We start from the raw sequence: 16317 nt of genomic DNA, 5'->3' as shown, positions 1-16317 counted from the left end.
GCGGCTTGATTGTACTGCTGGGGCGCAAAACGCAAGAAGGGCGCATTGAGCGCCCTTCAAGGATGGTGCCACGCGGGCGGGTCAGCCCGGCCAGGACTGCTCGCGGCGTTCCTTGGCCTTTTCCTGCAACCAGCGTTCCACGGACGGGAACACGAACTTGCTGACGTCACCGCCCAGCTGGGCGATTTCGCGCACGATGGTGCCCGAGATGAACTGGTATTGGTCCGACGGCGTCATGAACAGGGTTTCAACGTCGGGCAGCAGATGGCGGTTCATGCCGGCCATCTGGAATTCGTATTCAAAGTCGGACACGGCGCGCAGGCCGCGCACGATGACGCGCCCGTTCTGGTCGCGGACGAAATCCTTCAACAGACCGCCGAAGCTTTGCACTTCCACGTTGGGATAGTGGCCCAGCACTTCGCGGGCGATTTCCACGCGCTCGTCGATGCTGAAGAAAGGCTTCTTGTTGCGGCTGTGGGCGATGCCCACAACGACCTTGTCGAAAAGCGTGGCCGCACGGCGGACCAAGTCTTCGTGGCCCCGGGTCAGCGGGTCAAAAGTGCCGGGATATACAGCGATGATCATGCGAGCTCCGTACCGTTATTAGTGGTGTACACCATCCTCCGAAGCTCGGATTATTGATCTATTTGCGCAATGCAGCAAATTCCAGCAGGTGGTAGTGCACCGCGCCTGCCTTGTCCTGCCGCAAGATCTGAAATCCTTCGGGGGCTTCGATGGGGGTTTCCGCCTCGACGTAGACTAGCCCATGCTCGCTGAGAATACCCGGCAGGATCGGCCACAGGCGCGGCAGCCAGCCCTGTCCGAAGGGTGGGTCCAACAGGATGAGGTCAAATCGGGACGCATCCATCCGTTCGGCGACCTGCATCGCGTCGCCCACATGGATGCGTATCATGTCGGCTTTGAGCTTGTCGCGCAGTGTCCGCAGCGCGGACGCAGCGGTCTTGTCCCGCTCGACCATCTGCACATGCGCCACGCCGCGTGACGCCGCCTCGAAACCCAGGGCGCCGCTGCCGGCGAACAGATCCAGTACCTGTTTGTCGGCGAATTCGCCGGCCCACAGATGATTCAACCAGTTGAACAGCGTCTCGCGCACCCGGTCGGGCGTGGGGCGCAGCGTCTCCACGTCGGGCACGACGATGGGGGTGCGCCTGTATTGGCCGCCGACGATACGAATATACTTGTTACCCATGTTTAGCCGCTTCTTCAAGAAAAAATCCCCTCCGCCCGCCGCGCCGGTCCAGCCCGCGCCGCCGCCAGAGGCCGTGGACGCCGTTGTCGCGCCCGTAGCACCCGCCGCCGCGCCGGTTATTCCTGCGCCGGCACCGGCTCCCGTTCCTGCCGATCCGATTCCTGCGCCGGCTTTTGCTCCGGCTTCTGCTCCGGCTTCTGCGCCAGTTGCTGCCCCGATTGCCGCGCCAGTTTCTGCTCCGACTGCCGCGCCAGTTTCTGCTCCGACTGCCGCGCCGACGGCAACCCCCACGCCAACACCGGCTCCGGTTTCACCGCCGGTTGCAGCACAGGTAGCCGCGCCCATCGCGCCTGCACCGGTTGCCGCTCCCGCCGTGGCCACGCCGCCGGTGGCCCCGGCAATGTCGCCTGCGCCAGCTACCCCGGCAGCACCGCCCGCACCGGCTTTCGAGCCGGTACGCGCCGATGCGCCAGTCGCGGCTCCGGCGCCTGTACCTGCCGCGCCCACCCCGATGGTGCCGCCGCCGCCTGTCGTTGCCGCACCTGCACCGGTACCCGCCGCAGTCGTCCCAGCCCCAGCCCCAGCTCCAACCCCTAAACCCGCTGCCGAGGCGCCCAAGAAGGCGTCGTGGCTGTCGCGTTTGAAGCAGGGCTTGTCGCGCACCGGTCAGAGCATTGGCGGCATTTTCGTCGGCGTCAAGGTCGACGAAAACCTGTTCGAGGAACTCGAATCGGCGCTCATTATGGCCGATGCGGGCCTGGAGGCCACCGAGAAGCTGCTGACCGCGCTGCGTGCGCGCGTCAAGAAAGAACGCATTGAAGACCCGGCCAAGGTCAAGACGGCGCTGCGCCAATTGCTGGCCGATCACCTGCGACCGCTGGAACGCGGCTTCAACTTGACCAGCGCCAAACCGCTGGTGGTGATGATTGCCGGCGTGAACGGCGCGGGCAAGACGACCTCCATCGGCAAGCTTGCGCACACGTTCCAGCGCCAGGGCGCCAGCGTGCTCTTGGCCGCGGGCGATACCTTCCGCGCTGCCGCCCGCGAGCAGCTCGTGGAATGGGGCAGCCGCAACAACGTCAGCGTGATTTCGCAGGATGGCGGTGACCCCGCCGCCGTCGCGTTTGACGCGGTGAACGCGGGCCGCGCGCGCGGCATGGGCGTGGTCATGGTGGATACCGCCGGCCGCTTGCCCACGCAGCTGCACTTGATGGAAGAACTGAAGAAGATCCGCCGCGTCATCGGCAAGGCGGATGCGGCAGCGCCTCACGAAGTGCTGTTGGTGGTGGACGGCAACACCGGGCAGAACGCCTTGGCGCAGATCCGCGCGTTTGATGCGGCCATCAATCTGACGGGCCTCGTCGTGACGAAGCTGGACGGCACCGCCAAGGGCGGCACGCTGGCTGCCGTGGCGGCGGGCAGCCAGGGCGTGCGCCCGATTCCGGTGTACTGGATCGGCGTGGGTGAAAGCCTGGAAGACCTTCAGCCCTTCGTCGCGGACGAATTCGCCGCGGCGCTGCTTGCCGATTAATCGCCAACTGATGGCCGATTGATCGTCAACAAACCGCCGATCGATCGCCAACTGAAGGCCGATTGATCGCCAATGAACCGCCGATCGATCGCCAACTGATGGCAGATTGATCCTCAACGAATCGCCGGCAGATCATCCATTGATCGCCGGCGAATTCCTTACTCCACCTTCCCCATCGCCGGATCGCTGACGGCATCTTTCCCCGTCTCCATGCGTCCGGCGAAGCGGCGCTGGAAGGCGGCGTAGCCGTTGCACGCGACGGAAAAGTCGTACCACTGCCCGCTGTCCGTGACGGGCCAGCTCAACTCGCCGACCTGGCCCGCGTCGACCGTGACCGTCCACGGCCCATCGTTGCGGTACGCCATGGCCTGCACCGTGAACGTGCAGGCCGCGCTGCCGTTGTTGTGCAGCTTGACCTGCATCTGCGGGTCGTCACAAGGCACATAGCAGACCTGGATCTCGGGCTGCGTTCCCCCTGTTTGCATCAAATCGCCCGTGAAGGCGCGGTGATAGCCGTTGGGGCCAAGCACCCACAAGTCGTACTTGCCGCTGTCGGCGGATACGTCCCAGACGTCGTCCAGCGACTTGCCTGCCTCGACCACATAACGGCGCGGGATGCGGTCCAGATGCAGCTTGTCGTACACATGGAAAACCGCAGCCGTCTTGCCCGTGCTGGCGTTGGCGAACAGCAATTGAACGCGGTTTTCACGCGCCGCTTCGCGCGCGCTGGTGTGCAGCTCGTAGGGCAGGGCGCGCGACGGGCGTGTGCCTTCTGCTTGCTTGGCCAGCGTTTGCTGCGTCGGAATCGCGATGGCGGGCTGCGCTTCCTGCCAGGTGGTCAGGCCGTCGGCGTCCGTCTTTGTCGTGCGGCCCGGCAAGGTCGGCATGCTGGCGCTGTTGGGCGACACGAAATTCAAGGTCGACGTCAGGTCACCGCACACGGCGCGGCGAAACGCGCTGATGTTGGGTTCGACAACCCCGAAGCGTTGCTCAAGAAAGCGCAGCGCAGACGTGTGATCGAACACTTGCGAATTGACCCAGCCGCCACGGCTCCAGGGGGATATCACCCACATCGGCACACGCATGCCGGGGCCGAAGGGCTTGCCGTCGGCAGTCAGCTGCTTGGGCGTGGCGGGCGGATACGTGAAGTATTCAAACGCCATCTCGGCGTCCGTCATCGTCGATTTGCCGGCGAGCGTGCCGTCGTCGTTGCGTGACGGCGCGGACGGCGTGGGCATGTGGTCGAAGAAGCCGTCGTTCTCGTCGTAGGTGACCAGGAACACGGTCTTGCTCCAGACCTCGGGCGATTGCGTCAGCGCGTCCAGCGCCGCCTGGATGTACCACGCGCCCTTGGCCGGGCTGGAGGGGCCGGGGTGTTCGCTGTAGGCAGCGGGCGGAATGATCCACGACACTTCGGGCAGCGTGCCGTTGGCGACGTCGTCGCGCAGGCTTTGCAGGAAACCGCCGTCGGGCATCGTGTTGCCGAAGCCCTTGGCCAGCGGGCTGAATTGATCGTCGATGGCGGGGTTGTAGGCCGGGCCGCCCTGGTTCGTGACCTGGCGGTCTGCCGGCATTTTTTCGATCTCGGCGCGCCAGTGCCGAAAGCTCATCATTTCGTTGCAGCCGAAGTTGTCGGGGATGTTCTGGTAGACCTTCCAGCTGACGCCGGCGGCTTGCAGGCGGTCGGCATAGGTCGTCCACGTCCAGCCTTCGGTGGACGGGCCGACGTCGGCGCCGTCGTTCATTTCATTCATCACCACCGACACGTTGTCGCCCGATGGGCCGTTGGTGCCCGTCCAGAAGAACAAGCGGTTGGGGATCGTGCCGGCGTGCATCGAGCAGTGGTAGTTGTCGCACAGCGTGAAGGCGTCGGCCAGCGCGCGGTGGAACGGCACTTCGGCGGTTTCGTAATAGCCCATCGACAGCGGCTGCTTGGCGCTGGGCCATTTGTTCATACGGCCGTGGTCCCACGCGGCCTGACAGTTCGGCCACGAGTGCGGCGTGCTGCCCGCGCGCTGCGCGTTGCCCAGCGCTGCGTCCAGGTGATAAGGCAATTCTTCCGTGCCGTCGGTGCGTGTCTGGTGGAACACGTTCTTGCCGTTGGCCAGCGGAATGGGGAAGCGGTCACCAAACCCGCGCACGCCCGGGAATGTGCCGAAGTAGCCGTCAAAGGAACGGTTTTCCAGCATCAGCAGCACGACGTGTTTGACGTCCTGAATCGTGCCGGTGGGGCTGCTGGCTTCAATCGCCAGCGCGCGGCGGATGCTGGGCGGGAACATCGATAAGGCGCTGACGGCGGCGGTGGCCCCCAGCGTGGTCTTGAAGAACTTGCGTTTGGATGCGTCGAACGACATTGGCTGTGTCTCCTGCGGGTCTGCGATGAACGGGCTCATGGGGCGCAATGCGTGGCGCACGCCGCGGGGGGCGGGGCGGGCGTCGTCGGCGTCGTGGGGGGAGCGGGTTCGTCCGAGTCGTTGTCGTCACCGCCGCAAGCGGACAGCGTGAACACAAGCGACAGGGCGCAGAAGGCCAACAGGCCTCGTCTTGCATGGGCGAGCAAGGGGGAAGTGGTTTCCATGGTTCGGTCTATGTGGATGGGCTGACGGCGCGCAGGGCCGTTGCCGTCACAGAGGACGAATGCCGGGCGGATGCTGCGGGCCACGAAGGCGCCCGGCGCGTGTTGGCCGGACGACAGCGATCCAGTATTGGTGCCACGGATGTCGTTAACTTGACAGCAAGCTGACCCGTTGCTGACTATGGCCCCTTTTTTGAAACGCAGTGCGAGATGCGTGTCGAGGTGCAAGCCGCACAAGCGGCTGTCGTGAAAATGGGGTAGCGCAGGCGCCCGCGCGCCTGCCCCCGGTTACTTCCAGAACGGCTTGCTCTTTGCCAATTCCTCGAACGCCTTCTGCGCCTCTACCGCCAGCTCTTCCAGGCGTGCGCTGATCCAGCCCAGCGCGAACCAGGCTTGCGGATGCGTGGCCGTACACGACTCGTAGTAGTCGCGCGCCACCGCCAGATCATTGATCTCGCCCAGCACGTCCTGCACCTTGGACAGCAGCTTGCGATAGCCGCGCAGCTTGGCGGCGGGCAGCAGCGATTCGGCGAACGCCAGGCTGTAGCGCAGCCGCTTGCCGCGCTTGCGCAGCTCGTGGCGCGTGGGAATGTCCAGCGTGGCGAATTGCGTGCCTTGATCCGCCACCTTGCTGTGCCAGCGATGCAGGCGGCGAGCCAGCTGCTTGTGCAAGCGTTGCGGCTCGGGTTCGGGCGCCAGCATCGGGATGATGGTGGGCTTGACGCTCGGCCCAGCCACCCCGCCTTCCAGGCGGATCGCGGGTTCGGGCGCGGCGTCGCTGGGCGTGCCGTTGGCGATCGTCATGCCGTCGTTGGCCGGCATGGCGGGCGGCACATCCAGGCTCCATTCCAGCAACTCAAGCAGCCAGGCTTGAAAGCCCTTGCCGCCCGCGATGGTCTGCGCGTCTTCTTCAGGCGGCGGGGCTTCCATCGGAATCACGGGCATGCCAGCGCGCATCAGCGCGGGCGCCACGGTTTCGTTCAACACATCTTGATCGCGGTTGGCGCCGAATGCGCCGAAGTGCGTGCGCGCGCCTTCCAGCAGCGCGTCCGGCACCGGCGCAATCCAGCCGTCGAAGAGTTTCCACGCCGAACGCAGCCGGCGCACACCCACGCGCAATTGATGCACGTGTTCGGAGTTGCCGGCGCGGTACACGCCTTCGGTGTCCACTTCGGCCAGCACCGAGGCGTTGCGCGCGATCTGGTCCAGGCATTCGGCGGCGATGCGGCCCATGGCTTGCGACGGCGTCATGTCGTCGCGCAGCTTGACGGAGCTTGCCGTGCGCGGCGCCCAGAATTGCGCAATGGCTTGGGCGCGGCGGGTTTCCAGATCGTCGCCCGGCGCGGCGTCTACGTCGGCCAGGCGTTCTGCCAACTGCGCCAGCGCATCGCCGCGTTCAGATTTGCTGCGCGGGTCCAGCACCAGGCTATGGCGCTGCTGCCAGCCGCGCGCGGTGGCGAAGATGGCGGCGGGGCGGCCGGACACGAGTTCGAATTCCAGTTCGGAAATGGGCAGTTCCAACGCGCCCGCGCGCAGGATGCCGGTGTCGTACGCGAGTTCCACCGTGCCGTAGCGCGTGCGGACCTTGCGCAAGAGGCGCTGCACGTCGGTTTCATAACGCAAGCCCAGTTCGCCTTTGATGGCGGCAAGCGCGCTTTCAACTTCGGTGCCGGCATAGACCGACAAGTCCAGCACGGGGCCGGGGCGGGGATGGTTCAGTTCAATGCGCGTGATGGCGTTGATGCCGGGCATTTTCAGCGTCTGCACCCAGTCGCTGCCTTCCTGGCGCAAGCGGATCGCGATGCGCGCCCGCGCCAGTTCGCGTTCGGGCGTGTCGAAATACATGGCATGCAAACGGATGCGCGTGGCTTCGCGTTGCTTGATTTCGCGCAGCACGGCCTGGCGGGACGCCGTAGGCACGTGCAGCTTCAATTCCTGTTCCGACATGGCGATGGGTGTCCAACGGCAAAAGCCGAGATCTTAATCAACCCGGGGGCGGGATTTGATGACCGTTCATATTTTGTTCACATTGAGCATAGACGTGTTCGCAATCGCCGGACAAGCTGCACCGCAACCGCGACAAGAAAAAAGCGCCGCCCCTTTTCAAGGGCGGCGCCAAGGAGCGCTGGTCAGGGGAAACCGACAAGCGTTAAACAGGGACGCTAAGCATGCGCATAAAGGATGCGCACTACAGGATGCGCACCACAGCGTGCGTCACAAGATTCGCTTACGTGCCTGGGTAATGATGATTTCGGCCAGCACCACCACCACGAAGATCGCGGCCAGCACCAGCGCCACACGATCCCACTGGAACAGGTTCAGCGCGGTGTCCAGCGCCATGCCGATGCCGCCTGCGCCCACCAGCCCCAGCACGGCGGATTCGCGCACGTTGATGTCCCAGCGCAGTAGCACAATCGACCAGAACGCCGGGCGAATCTGCGGCCAGTAGGCGTACCACAGCACCGAACCCTTGCTGGCGCCCGTGGCGGTCACGGCTTCGATGGGGCCGCGCTGCGCCTCTTCGATGGCTTCGCCCACCAGCTTGCCCACGAACCCGATCGAGCGGAACGCAATGGCCAGCGTGCCGGCCAGCGCGCCGGGTCCGAAGATGGCGATGAACAGCAGCGCCCAGACCAGCGAATTGACCGAGCGGCTGGACACCAGAATCAGCCGGGCCAGCATGTTGATGGTCTTGCTGGGCGTCAGGTTGTTGGCCGCCAGCAAGCCCACCGGCACCGCCATGAAGACGGACAGAATGGTGCCCAGTGTGGCGATGTGCAGCGTTTCGATCAGCGCGTTGTGCACGCCATCCGGGTAGTAAGCCCAGTCGATCGGCCACATGCGGCGAAACAGGTCGGCCATCTGCTCGGGGGCGTCATACAGGAACTCCGGTATGACTTCCACGCCGCGAATGGCTTGCGCAATGGCGGCCACCACCAGCAGATACAGCGCAAAGCGCAGCAGCCGCTGGCCCATGCTGTAGCGCTGCCACACGCGTGGCGAACCGGCCGGGTTCAAGGTAGAGGCATGGGTGTTCATTCTTCCACCTCCGCCTTGCGGGCCGCCGGCGGTTTGCCGGCGCTGATGCCGCGTGCGCCGGCAAAGCGGCCTTGCAGGATGCGGTCAAAGCCCAGGTTGTCCAGGAACACGGCGCGCACGAAGCCCGCAATGATTTCGCCCAGCATGATGATGGCGATCAGCGTCAGCAGGATGGCGCTGACGAAGTCGTAATCAAAGCGCTGGAAGGCCGAGAACAGCGTGCCGCCCACCCCGCCCGCGCCCACGATACCCACCATGGTGGAGTTGCGCAGGTTGGAGTCGAATTGATAGGTGGCAAAGCCGATGAAGCGCGCGAACACCTGCGGCAGCACGCCAAAGATGATCACGTTGGCGAACGACGCGCCGCTTGCGCGCACCGCTTCCACCTGCTTGAGCGATATCTCTTCGATGGCTTCGGTGAACAGCTTGCCGATGAAGCCGATGGAGGCCACCGTCAACGCCAGAATGCCCGCCAGCGCGCCAAAGCCCACGGCCTTGACGAACAGGATGGCGACGATGACCGGGTGCAGCGCGCGGCACAAGGCCACGAGCGAACGCGCGGGCCACGACACCCAGGCCGGCATCATGTTGCGCGCGCCCAATAGGCCCACCGGCAGCGCGAACAGAATGCCCAGCACCGAGGCCAGCACAGCAATTTCCAGGCTTTCCGCAATGCCCTTCCACAAGGTGGCGGGCTTTTCGAAATTGGGCGGGAACATGCGCGAAAGAAACGTCGACGCATGCCCCATGCCGGTTTCAAAGCGCGCCCAGCTGAAATCCAGCTGCGCGCCGGCATACACGGTGTAGATCAGCAGCAGCACCAGGCCCGCCTTGGCGCGCCCGGACATGGCAAAGGGGCGGTTGCCCTGAGGGTGCGTCATTCCAGCCAAGACTCGCCTCCGTAGATCGTCTTGAGCATGGTGGCGTCCAGGCCATGGCCGTCGCCGTCATAGACCACATGCCCGCCGGACATGCCGACGATGCGGGTGGCGTAGCGGCGCGCAAGCTCCACGTCGTGAATGTTCACGATGACGGGAATGCCGGTGGCGCTGCCCTGCACGGACAGCAGCTCCATGATTTCAACCGAGGTCTTCGGGTCGAGCGACGACGTCGGCTCGTCTGCCAGCAGCAGTTGCGGGCGCTGCATCAGCGCACGGGCGATGCCTACGCGCTGGCGCTGTCCGCCCGACAAGGCATCCGCGCGCTGGTCGGCAAAGCCCGCCAGGCCGACGGTATCCAGCAGCTTGTAGGCGTGCTCGATATCTTCGGGTTCGAAGCGGCGCATCCAGGCCTTGAGCGCCGAGGTGTAGCCCAGCCGGCCCGTCAGCAGGTTTTCCATGACGGTCAGGCGTTCAACCAGGTTGTATTCCTGGAACACCATGCCGATGCGCCGGCGCGCACGGCGCAACGACGCGCCACGCACACGGGCCAGGTCCACGGTGCCTTCCTTGGACTGCAACACGATCTCGCCCTGGGTGGGTTCGATCAGCCGGTTGATGCAACGCAGAAGCGTGCTTTTGCCGGTGCCGGAAGGGCCGATGATGGCGGTCAGGCCTTGGCCGGCGACTTCAAGGTTGATGCCATTGAGAACCGGCCGGCCGGCCCGGTATTCCTTGACCAGGCCGGAAATGCGTAGCGACGTCGTCATGCTGGATTACTTCTTGCTCTTTGCGGATTCGCGGTCGTAGGCGGCGCGGTTGAAGCTTTCGCCACCCGATTCAGCCACCTGGCGGACGATGGCCCAGTCTTTCTGGTAGGTCACCGGATAGAAGCGGTCGGCGCCATCAAAGGCCTTCGACATTTCCGCGGGGAAGCGGTAGTCGTAGAAGCACTTGAGCATCTGGTCGCGGAACTTCGGCTCCAGGTCATGCGCGTAGGCGAACGACGAGGTGGGGAATTTTTCGCTGCGGTAGATCACGCGGAAGTCGGCTTCCTTGACCTGGCCGCGTTCGACCATGCGCTTGAACACGTCGGAGGCCACGGCGGCGGCGTCGTAATCGCCCGAGTTCACGCCCATGACGGACTGGTCGTGCTTGCCCGAGAAGACCACCTTGTAGTCCTTGTCCGGCGTCAGGCCTTCCTTGGGGAACAGCGCCACGGGCGCCATGTGGCCGGAGTTCGACGACGGTGCGGTGTGCGCGAGCTTCTTGCCCTTCAGGTCGGTCAGCTTCTGGTAGGGGCTGTCTTTCTTGACGATGACGATCAGGTTGTAGCCCTGGAAGCCGTCGGCATAACCCTTCACGGCAAACGGCACGGCGCCCGCGATGTTTACGGCGAACGCGGTGGGGCCGGTCGAGAAACCGCCCACGTGCAAGCGGCCCGAGCGCATGGCTTCGATTTCGGCGGCGTTGCTTTGCACTTGATAGAACACGACGCGCTTGCCCGTGCATTCGGACAGGTGCTTGGTGAAGGGCTTGAAGATGTCTTCGTAGACCGCCGGGTCTTCCACCGGGGTGTAGGTGAACACCAGGGTAGACGGGGTCTTCTGCTTGGACGCGTCGGCGGGCGTGTCCGCCACCAAATCCTTGTTGGCGTCGCAGTACATCTGGTCCAGATCACCGCGGTTGGAGCAGGTGTCGGCGGCCTGGGCGGCCGTGCCGCCAAAAGCGAATGCGGCCAGGGCGGCCGCTTGCAATAGACGCATCGCGTGCATGGTTTGTCTCCTCTTATGGGATGAATTTGAATATTTCCTGAATTCAAACACACAAGAGGGGACAGGCACACTTGGGAAAGTCCCTGCCTTTGTTTTCGACTTTTGTTCGAATTGTTCGCTTTATGTTCGTTTTTTTGCGAACAACCGAACGAAAGTCTTAATTCCGATAGCCCAGCTTGCGCGAAATCTCTTGCGCGCAGGCCAGCAGTGGGCGGGCGATGGCGCCGTCCCACGCCACGTCGAACAGGCCGGTGGGACCCAGGCTGGTCAGCGCCAGAACGATGTTGCCGGTGTTGTCGAACACCGGCACCGACAGCGCATCCACGCCGGGCAGCGGGTTGCCCAACGCGCGGGCCATGCCGTGCACGCGGATGTCGGCCAGTTGCGCCTCGATGTTGGCGCGCGATGCCTTGCGCGGGGGCGGCACGCTGGCAATGACCGCCGTGTCGCCTTCTTCGCGGGCAATGTAGTGCTCGCTGACCTTGGGCGGCAGCCACGCGGCAAACACCAGGCCGGTGGCCGTGTGCAGCATCGACATCACCGTGCCTTTGCGCATGTTCACGTGCACCGGGTAGCTGGCTTCGGTCATGTGGATCATCGTGGGGCCGTGCGACCCCAGCACGGCAATGCCCAGCGTGTGGCCGATTTCGGATTGCAGCGTGGCGATCTCGGGCATGGCGATGCGCACCGGGTCCAGCCGTTGCAGGCTGACCAGCCCCATCTGCAAGGCGAAGGGGCCGAGCTCGTACTGGCCGGTAATGGCGTCTTGCTGCACCAGCCCCACGCGGATGAAACTCACCAGATAGGGGTGGGCTTTGGCGGACGTCATGCCGGCGCCTGCGGCCAGGTCGCGCAGGTTCAGGGGCTTGCCGGCGTCCACCAACGCGGACAATAACGGCACGCCCACTTCGATGGACTGGATGCTGCGGCGGCCGTCATTGGCGGCGGCAGAGGAGGAAGGCTTGGTGGTGGCCACGGTGTGTCTGACCTTATGCCGGTTGGGCTTGGGTTGGCTGCGACGCCTGGCGCGCAGCCAGCAGCCGGTTGGCCATTTCGACAAAGCCCGCGCCGCCGTGAAACGCCGCGACATAAGCCGGGCGGTCCGTCAGGCGATGCAGCTGGGCCTGGATGTTGGCCACGCCGACCGAAATCGGGAAGTACGCGAACATGGGTTCGTCATTGGGCGAATCGCCGATGAACAGCGTGCTGTCCAAGGCGCTTGCCACATCCTGGCCGAATTCGCGCAGGAACATCGTGCGGGTCATGGTCAGCTTGTCGTAGTCGCCAAACCAGCCGTTCACGTGGATGGAGCTGACTTTGGCTTGCGCCCCGGCGTCGTGGAAGATCTGGACGATCTTGCTGATGGCCGAATCGGGCAGGGCAGGCACGTCTTCGCAGAAATCAATGGCCAGGTCGGCCACGCGGTAGTCCTGGTCGCTGGCCACGGCTGCGCCAGGCACCTCGGCCAGCACGCGGTCGCGGATGGCGTCCAATTGCTTGCGGCTGGCCTGGCGCGACGCGGCATCCGTCCAGTAATGCGTGGTCATGCGGCGGGCCTTGCGGTCATACGCGTAGTAGAACGCGCCGTTTTCCCCCACCACGGCGCGCACGGGCCACATGCGGGCGATGTGGTCACACCAGCCAGCCGGGCGGCCGGTAATGGGCACGACCTGGATGCCGGCCTGTTCCAGGCGCTCCAGCGCGGCGTAGGCGTCGGCCGGCAGGCGGCCTTCGGTGGTCAGCGTGTCGTCGATATCGGTCAACACGACGCGAACCGCCGCCGCAACGGTCAAGGGCATGGCCGCAAGGGCTTGCATGAGGTTTTTCCTTCGATTTATAGGGGGATCTCCGGGCGAAAGTTTAACCGGATGCCCCCGCCGGGCGGCCTTCTGGCGGGCGAATAGGGATTCTTGCGCCGAGAGCGGTAAAATCCGGGCTTTCCCGCCTGGTTTGCGTGCCCGCCATGTCCGTCCAGTTGTCCTCTTTGCCCGGCTCCGAGCCGGAATCCTTCGGCATCGCTTCGGTTGCCGAGATCATCGCCGAGCTGCGTGCCGGCCGCATCGTCATCCTGGTTGACGAAGAAGACCGTGAAAACGAGGGCGACCTCGTCATGGCCGCCGAATTCGTCACGCCCGAAGCCATCAACTTCATGGTCACCCATGGCCGCGGCCTGGTGTGCCTGACCCTGACCGAAGAACGCTGCCGCCAGTTGGAATTGCCCATGATGGCGGCCCGCAACGGCACGCGCTACGGCACCAATTTCACGCAGTCGATCGAAGCCGCTGAAGGCGTCGAGACCGGTATTTCGGCCGCCGACCGCGCCCGCACCATTCAGGTGGCGGTGGCGCGCGACGCCAAGCCGTCCGACCTGGTCCAGCCCGGCCACATCTTCCCGGTGCGCGCAGTACCCGGCGGCGTGCTGGTGCGTGCTGGCCACACGGAAGCCGGTTGCGACTTGACGGCCATGGCCGGCCTGACGCCCGCCGCCGTCATCTGCGAAATTCTGAAGCCAGACGGCACCATGGCCCGCTTGCCGGACCTGGTGGAATTCGCCCGCCAGCACAACCTGAAGATCGGCACCATCGCCGACCTGATCCAGTACCGCAGCGAACACGAATCCATCGTTAAGCGCGTGGGCAAGCGCCCCATGCAAACGGCGTGGGGCACCTTCGAGGCCGTGGCCTATGAAGACGCCGCCACCGGCTCCGCCCATTTGGCGCTGGTGCATGGTAACGTGACCCCCGACGTCGAAACGCTGGTGCGCGTACACGAGCCGGCCTCGGTGCTGGACGTGCTGGACACCGGCGCCAGCCCGCACAGCTGGGGCGTGGCGCAGGCCCTTGAGGCCATTGCCGCTTCGCCCGCAGGCGTCCTGGTGCTGATGAATTGCCAATCGTCCACGGAACATCTGTTTGGCCAGATTGCCGGCTGGAACGACCCGAAGGCCCAGGCTGCTGCCGCCGCCAGCACCGACCGCTTCGGCTTGCGCACTTATGGCATCGGCGCCCAGATTCTGCGCGACCTGAACGTGGGCCAAATGAGGCTGCTGGCCCGGCCGCGCAAGATGCCCAGCATGGCCGGATTCTCGCTGACCATTACGGGTTACGATTGCGACCCGCAGAATACTCCCGCAACACACTGAAGGCCGACACATGAACCCTTACATCCTTACCCCCGACCTGAACGGCGAAGGGCTGCACATCGGCATCGTACGCGCCCGCTTCAATGAAGAAATCGGCCAAGCCGAACTTGAAGCGTGCCTGAAAGAACTGGCCGAACTGGGCGTGGACGAACGTGACGTCATGGTCACCACCGTTCCCGGCGCCCTGGAACTGGGCGTGGCCCTGTCCCACATGGCCGAAACGTTTGAATTCGACGCCCTGATTGCACTGGGCGCGGTCATCCGTGGCGAGACCTATCACTTTGAAGTGGTCAGCAATGAAACGGCCACGGCAATCACCCGTATCTCCCTGGAAACCGGCATCCCCGTCGCAAACGGCGTTCTGACCGTCGACACCGACGAGCAGGCGCAAGCCCGCGCCGCCGGCAAGGGCCGCGATTGCGCTCAGGTGGCCGTTGAAATGGCCAACCTGGTGGCGGCGCTGGAACCCGAGGAAGAAGACGAAGACGAAGACGACGAAGACGAGGACGAAGATTTTGACGACGAAGAAGACGACGACAAGCGCTGATAGCGCGGCGCAAGCCCGCGCCAATGCGCGCAGCGCTCGCCGCCGTGCACGCGAATTCGCGCTGCAAGGCGTGTACGCGTGGCTGCTGCGCGGTGGCGAAGGCACGCAGGACGCCGGCGAGATCGACGCCCATTTGCGCGACACCGAGGATTTTTCCGAGGCCGACGCGCAATGGTTCAAGACCTTGCTGCATGGTGTTCTGCGCGAAGCGCCCACGCTGCGCGAGCGTTTCACGCCCTACATCGACCGCCCGCTGGCCGAGCTGTCGCCCGTTGAGCATGGCATCCTGCTGATCGGCAGCTTCGAACTGATTCATCATGTCGAAGTGCCGTACAAGGTCGCCATCAACGAAGCGGTTGAGCTGGCCAAATCGTTTGGCGGCACCGACGGCTTCAAGTTCGTCAACGGCGTGCTCGACAAACTGGCTGCCGACGTGCGTGCGAACGAGGTCCAGGCCGCGGCGCAGCAACGGCGCTGAACCGGGGCTTGACCGCCTGTCGAAGGGGTCAGGCGCATGCCGCCCTGCGCGCACCCTTATCCGGTGCGGCAGGTGCGGCCTGCGCCTGACCCCTTCGGCTTTTGATAATCGTGCCGGCGTGCCTGCCGGGTTTTCGGAGTTGCCGTGGCGTCCGAATTTGATCTGATCGCGCGCTATTTCACCCGCACCGCGCCCGCAGGGCTGCTGGGCGTGGGCGACGACTGCGCGCTGTTTCCCGTGCCGCCCGGCGAACAAGTCGCCACCAGCACCGACTTGCTGCTGGAAGGCCGGCATTTCTTTCCCGACGTGGACCCGCGCGCGCTGGGCCACAAGGCCCTGGCCGTGAACCTGTCGGATCTCGCCGCCATGGGCGCGCGCCCGATCGGCTGCGTGTTGGGGCTGGCCTTGCCGCGTCTGGAAGAGCCGTGGCTGGCCGCGTTCGCCGAAGGCTTTCACGCGCTGGCCGATGCCCATGGCTGCCCGCTGATCGGCGGCGACACCACGCGCAGCGCGCATGACCTGGCCATCAGCGTCACCGTGTTCGGCGCAGTGCCGGCCGGACAAGCCCTGCGCCGGGATGGCGCAGAAGCGGGCGACGACATCTGGGTGTCCGGCGAACTGGGCGCGGCCGATGTGGCCTACCGCCTGCTGGATGGCCAGTACGCCGCGAACGACGCCTTGCTGGCCGCCACCCGCGGCGCGCTGGAATGGCCGCAGCCGCAAGTGGCGCTGGGTCTGGCGTTGCGCGGCATTGCGCATGCGGCGATCGACTTGTCTGACGGCCTGTTGCAGGACCTGGGCCACATCCTGGCTGCAAGCCGGCTGGGCGCAAGCCTGGATGAAGCGAGCCTGCCGGTGGCCCCCGCCGTGGCCGCCATGGACGAAGCGCTGCGCCGCCGCGCGGTGCTGGGCGGCGGTGACGTCTATCAGTTGTGCTTTACCGCTCCGCCCGCCAAACGCGATGCCGTGGAAGCCGCCGCCCGCGCAGCCCAGGCCCGCGTCACCCGCATCGGCCAAACGCTGTCTCAAGCCGGGCTGCGCGTGATGGACAGCCAGGGCCATCCGCTGGCCGACCTGCCTGCCGGCTTCGACCATTTCCCCGCGTCCTGACCCAGACCCTGACTCGGACCCAGACCCCGCGC

The 16317-nt window shown here is 65.1% G+C and carries 17 protein-coding genes; 5 read left to right on the top strand and 12 right to left on the bottom strand.

The genetic code is table 11. The features are described from left to right. Positions 1–81 precede the first annotated feature (81 nt). The 3 genes from coaD to HV765_RS32130 all read right to left on the bottom strand — a co-directional run bounded on the left by coaD (position 82) and on the right by HV765_RS32130 (position 1539). A complete protein-coding gene (coaD, locus tag HV765_RS21515) occupies positions 82–585 on the bottom strand; it encodes a pantetheine-phosphate adenylyltransferase (RefSeq protein ID WP_046807920.1) in 504 nt (167 codons plus the stop codon). A gap of 58 nt (positions 586–643) precedes the next feature. After that, positions 644–1210 (bottom strand): 16S rRNA (guanine(966)-N(2))-methyltransferase RsmD, encoded by a 567-nt coding sequence (rsmD, locus tag HV765_RS21510; RefSeq protein ID WP_175170890.1) that lies wholly within the window; start codon positions 1208–1210, stop codon positions 644–646. A 116-nt stretch (positions 1211–1326) separates the two neighbouring features. Continuing rightward, on the bottom strand, positions 1327–1539 hold the full coding sequence (locus HV765_RS32130) for a hypothetical protein (protein ID WP_338077806.1): 213 nt from the start codon (positions 1537–1539) through the stop codon (positions 1327–1329). Positions 1540–1721: 182 nt separating this feature from the next. Between HV765_RS32130 and ftsY the strand changes: the two genes are divergently transcribed. Continuing rightward, positions 1722–2741, top strand: a complete 1020-nt coding sequence (gene ftsY, locus HV765_RS21505) for a signal recognition particle-docking protein FtsY (RefSeq protein ID WP_338077810.1) — start codon at positions 1722–1724, stop codon at positions 2739–2741. A gap of 158 nt (positions 2742–2899) precedes the next feature. Here ftsY and HV765_RS21500 read toward each other — a convergent pair whose 3' ends face one another. The 9 genes from HV765_RS21500 to HV765_RS21460 all read right to left on the bottom strand — a co-directional run bounded on the left by HV765_RS21500 (position 2900) and on the right by HV765_RS21460 (position 12825). Next, on the bottom strand, positions 2900–5095 hold the full coding sequence (locus HV765_RS21500) for a phosphocholine-specific phospholipase C (protein ID WP_175170888.1): 2196 nt from the start codon (positions 5093–5095) through the stop codon (positions 2900–2902). 35 nt (positions 5096–5130) lie between these two features. Further along, on the bottom strand, positions 5131–5319 hold the full coding sequence (locus HV765_RS21495) for a hypothetical protein (RefSeq protein ID WP_156336542.1): 189 nt from the start codon (positions 5317–5319) through the stop codon (positions 5131–5133). A gap of 285 nt (positions 5320–5604) precedes the next feature. Next, positions 5605–7263 carry a CYTH and CHAD domain-containing protein gene (locus HV765_RS21490; protein WP_175170887.1) on the bottom strand — a complete coding sequence of 553 codons (1659 nt, stop codon included), beginning with the start codon at positions 7261–7263 and terminating at the stop codon, positions 5605–5607. 267 nt (positions 7264–7530) lie between these two features. Continuing rightward, positions 7531–8355 (bottom strand): phosphonate ABC transporter, permease protein PhnE, encoded by an 825-nt coding sequence (gene phnE, locus HV765_RS21485; protein WP_054423130.1) that lies wholly within the window; start codon positions 8353–8355, stop codon positions 7531–7533. Beyond that, entirely contained in the window at positions 8352–9236 is an 885-nt protein-coding gene (gene phnE, locus HV765_RS21480) for a phosphonate ABC transporter, permease protein PhnE (RefSeq protein WP_054423129.1), read from the bottom strand. Before phnE (HV765_RS21480) ends, phnE (HV765_RS21485) begins: the two co-directional genes overlap by 4 nt. After that, positions 9233–10003: a phosphonate ABC transporter ATP-binding protein gene (gene phnC / locus HV765_RS21475; protein ID WP_054423128.1), complete on the bottom strand. Its 771-nt coding sequence runs from the start codon at positions 10001–10003 to the stop codon at positions 9233–9235. Before phnC ends, phnE (HV765_RS21480) begins: the two co-directional genes overlap by 4 nt. A 6-nt stretch (positions 10004–10009) precedes the next feature. Continuing rightward, positions 10010–11008 (bottom strand): phosphate/phosphite/phosphonate ABC transporter substrate-binding protein, encoded by a 999-nt coding sequence (phnD, locus tag HV765_RS21470; RefSeq protein ID WP_054423127.1) that lies wholly within the window; start codon positions 11006–11008, stop codon positions 10010–10012. 157 nt (positions 11009–11165) lie between these two features. Next, positions 11166–11984, bottom strand: a complete 819-nt coding sequence (locus tag HV765_RS21465) for an IclR family transcriptional regulator (RefSeq protein ID WP_054423126.1) — start codon at positions 11982–11984, stop codon at positions 11166–11168. Positions 11985–11997: 13 nt separating this feature from the next. After that, positions 11998–12825 (bottom strand): HAD-IIB family hydrolase, encoded by an 828-nt coding sequence (locus tag HV765_RS21460; protein WP_175170886.1) that lies wholly within the window; start codon positions 12823–12825, stop codon positions 11998–12000. A gap of 146 nt (positions 12826–12971) precedes the next feature. Here HV765_RS21460 and ribBA point away from each other — a divergent pair, with 146 nt between their 5' ends. From ribBA to thiL, 4 genes are all read left to right on the top strand, one after another. Further along, on the top strand, positions 12972–14150 hold the full coding sequence (gene ribBA, locus HV765_RS21455; RefSeq protein WP_054423124.1) for a bifunctional 3,4-dihydroxy-2-butanone-4-phosphate synthase/GTP cyclohydrolase II: 1179 nt from the start codon (positions 12972–12974) through the stop codon (positions 14148–14150). Between the two features lie 10 nt (positions 14151–14160). Continuing rightward, the gene (gene ribH, locus HV765_RS21450) at positions 14161–14697 is read left to right on the top strand and encodes a 6,7-dimethyl-8-ribityllumazine synthase (RefSeq protein ID WP_054423123.1); all 537 of its coding nucleotides are present in this window, start codon (positions 14161–14163) and stop codon (positions 14695–14697) included. Further along, entirely contained in the window at positions 14666–15175 is a 510-nt protein-coding gene (gene nusB / locus HV765_RS21445; RefSeq protein WP_175170885.1) for a transcription antitermination factor NusB, read from the top strand. Before ribH ends, nusB begins: the two co-directional genes overlap by 32 nt. A gap of 144 nt (positions 15176–15319) precedes the next feature. Beyond that, positions 15320–16285 carry a thiamine-phosphate kinase gene (thiL, locus tag HV765_RS21440; protein ID WP_175170884.1) on the top strand — a complete coding sequence of 322 codons (966 nt, stop codon included), beginning with the start codon at positions 15320–15322 and terminating at the stop codon, positions 16283–16285. Positions 16286–16317 lie beyond the last annotated feature (32 nt).

This window comes from Achromobacter kerstersii, from assembly GCF_902859595.1.
In the GTDB taxonomy this organism is placed as follows: Bacteria; Pseudomonadota; Gammaproteobacteria; order Burkholderiales; family Burkholderiaceae_B; genus Achromobacter; species Achromobacter kerstersii.
The sequence above is the reverse complement of the archived record's forward strand: the minus strand, read 5'-3'. Positions and strand labels throughout refer to the sequence as shown.

Bases quoted from the DNA above. Each gene is read 5' to 3' on its own strand.
- coaD (WP_046807920.1), bottom strand. From the start codon at position 585: ATGATCATCGCTGTATATCCCGGCACTTTTGACCCGCTGACCCGGGGC.
- rsmD (WP_175170890.1), bottom strand. From the start codon at position 1,210: ATGGGTAACAAGTATATTCGTATCGTCGGCGGCCAATACAGGCGCACC.
- ftsY (WP_338077810.1), top strand. From the start codon at position 1,722: ATGGTGCCGCCGCCGCCTGTCGTTGCCGCACCTGCACCGGTACCCGCC.
- HV765_RS21500 (WP_175170888.1), bottom strand. From the start codon at position 5,095: ATGTCGTTCGACGCATCCAAACGCAAGTTCTTCAAGACCACGCTGGGG.
- HV765_RS21495 (WP_156336542.1), bottom strand. From the start codon at position 5,319: ATGGAAACCACTTCCCCCTTGCTCGCCCATGCAAGACGAGGCCTGTTG.
- HV765_RS21490 (WP_175170887.1), bottom strand. From the start codon at position 7,263: ATGTCGGAACAGGAATTGAAGCTGCACGTGCCTACGGCGTCCCGCCAG.
- phnE (WP_054423130.1), bottom strand. From the start codon at position 8,355: ATGAACACCCATGCCTCTACCTTGAACCCGGCCGGTTCGCCACGCGTG.
- phnE (WP_054423129.1), bottom strand. From the start codon at position 9,236: ATGACGCACCCTCAGGGCAACCGCCCCTTTGCCATGTCCGGGCGCGCC.
- phnC (WP_054423128.1), bottom strand. From the start codon at position 10,003: ATGACGACGTCGCTACGCATTTCCGGCCTGGTCAAGGAATACCGGGCC.
- phnD (WP_054423127.1), bottom strand. From the start codon at position 11,008: ATGCACGCGATGCGTCTATTGCAAGCGGCCGCCCTGGCCGCATTCGCT.
- HV765_RS21460 (WP_175170886.1), bottom strand. From the start codon at position 12,825: ATGCAAGCCCTTGCGGCCATGCCCTTGACCGTTGCGGCGGCGGTTCGC.
- ribBA (WP_054423124.1), top strand. From the start codon at position 12,972: ATGTCCGTCCAGTTGTCCTCTTTGCCCGGCTCCGAGCCGGAATCCTTC.
- ribH (WP_054423123.1), top strand. From the start codon at position 14,161: ATGAACCCTTACATCCTTACCCCCGACCTGAACGGCGAAGGGCTGCAC.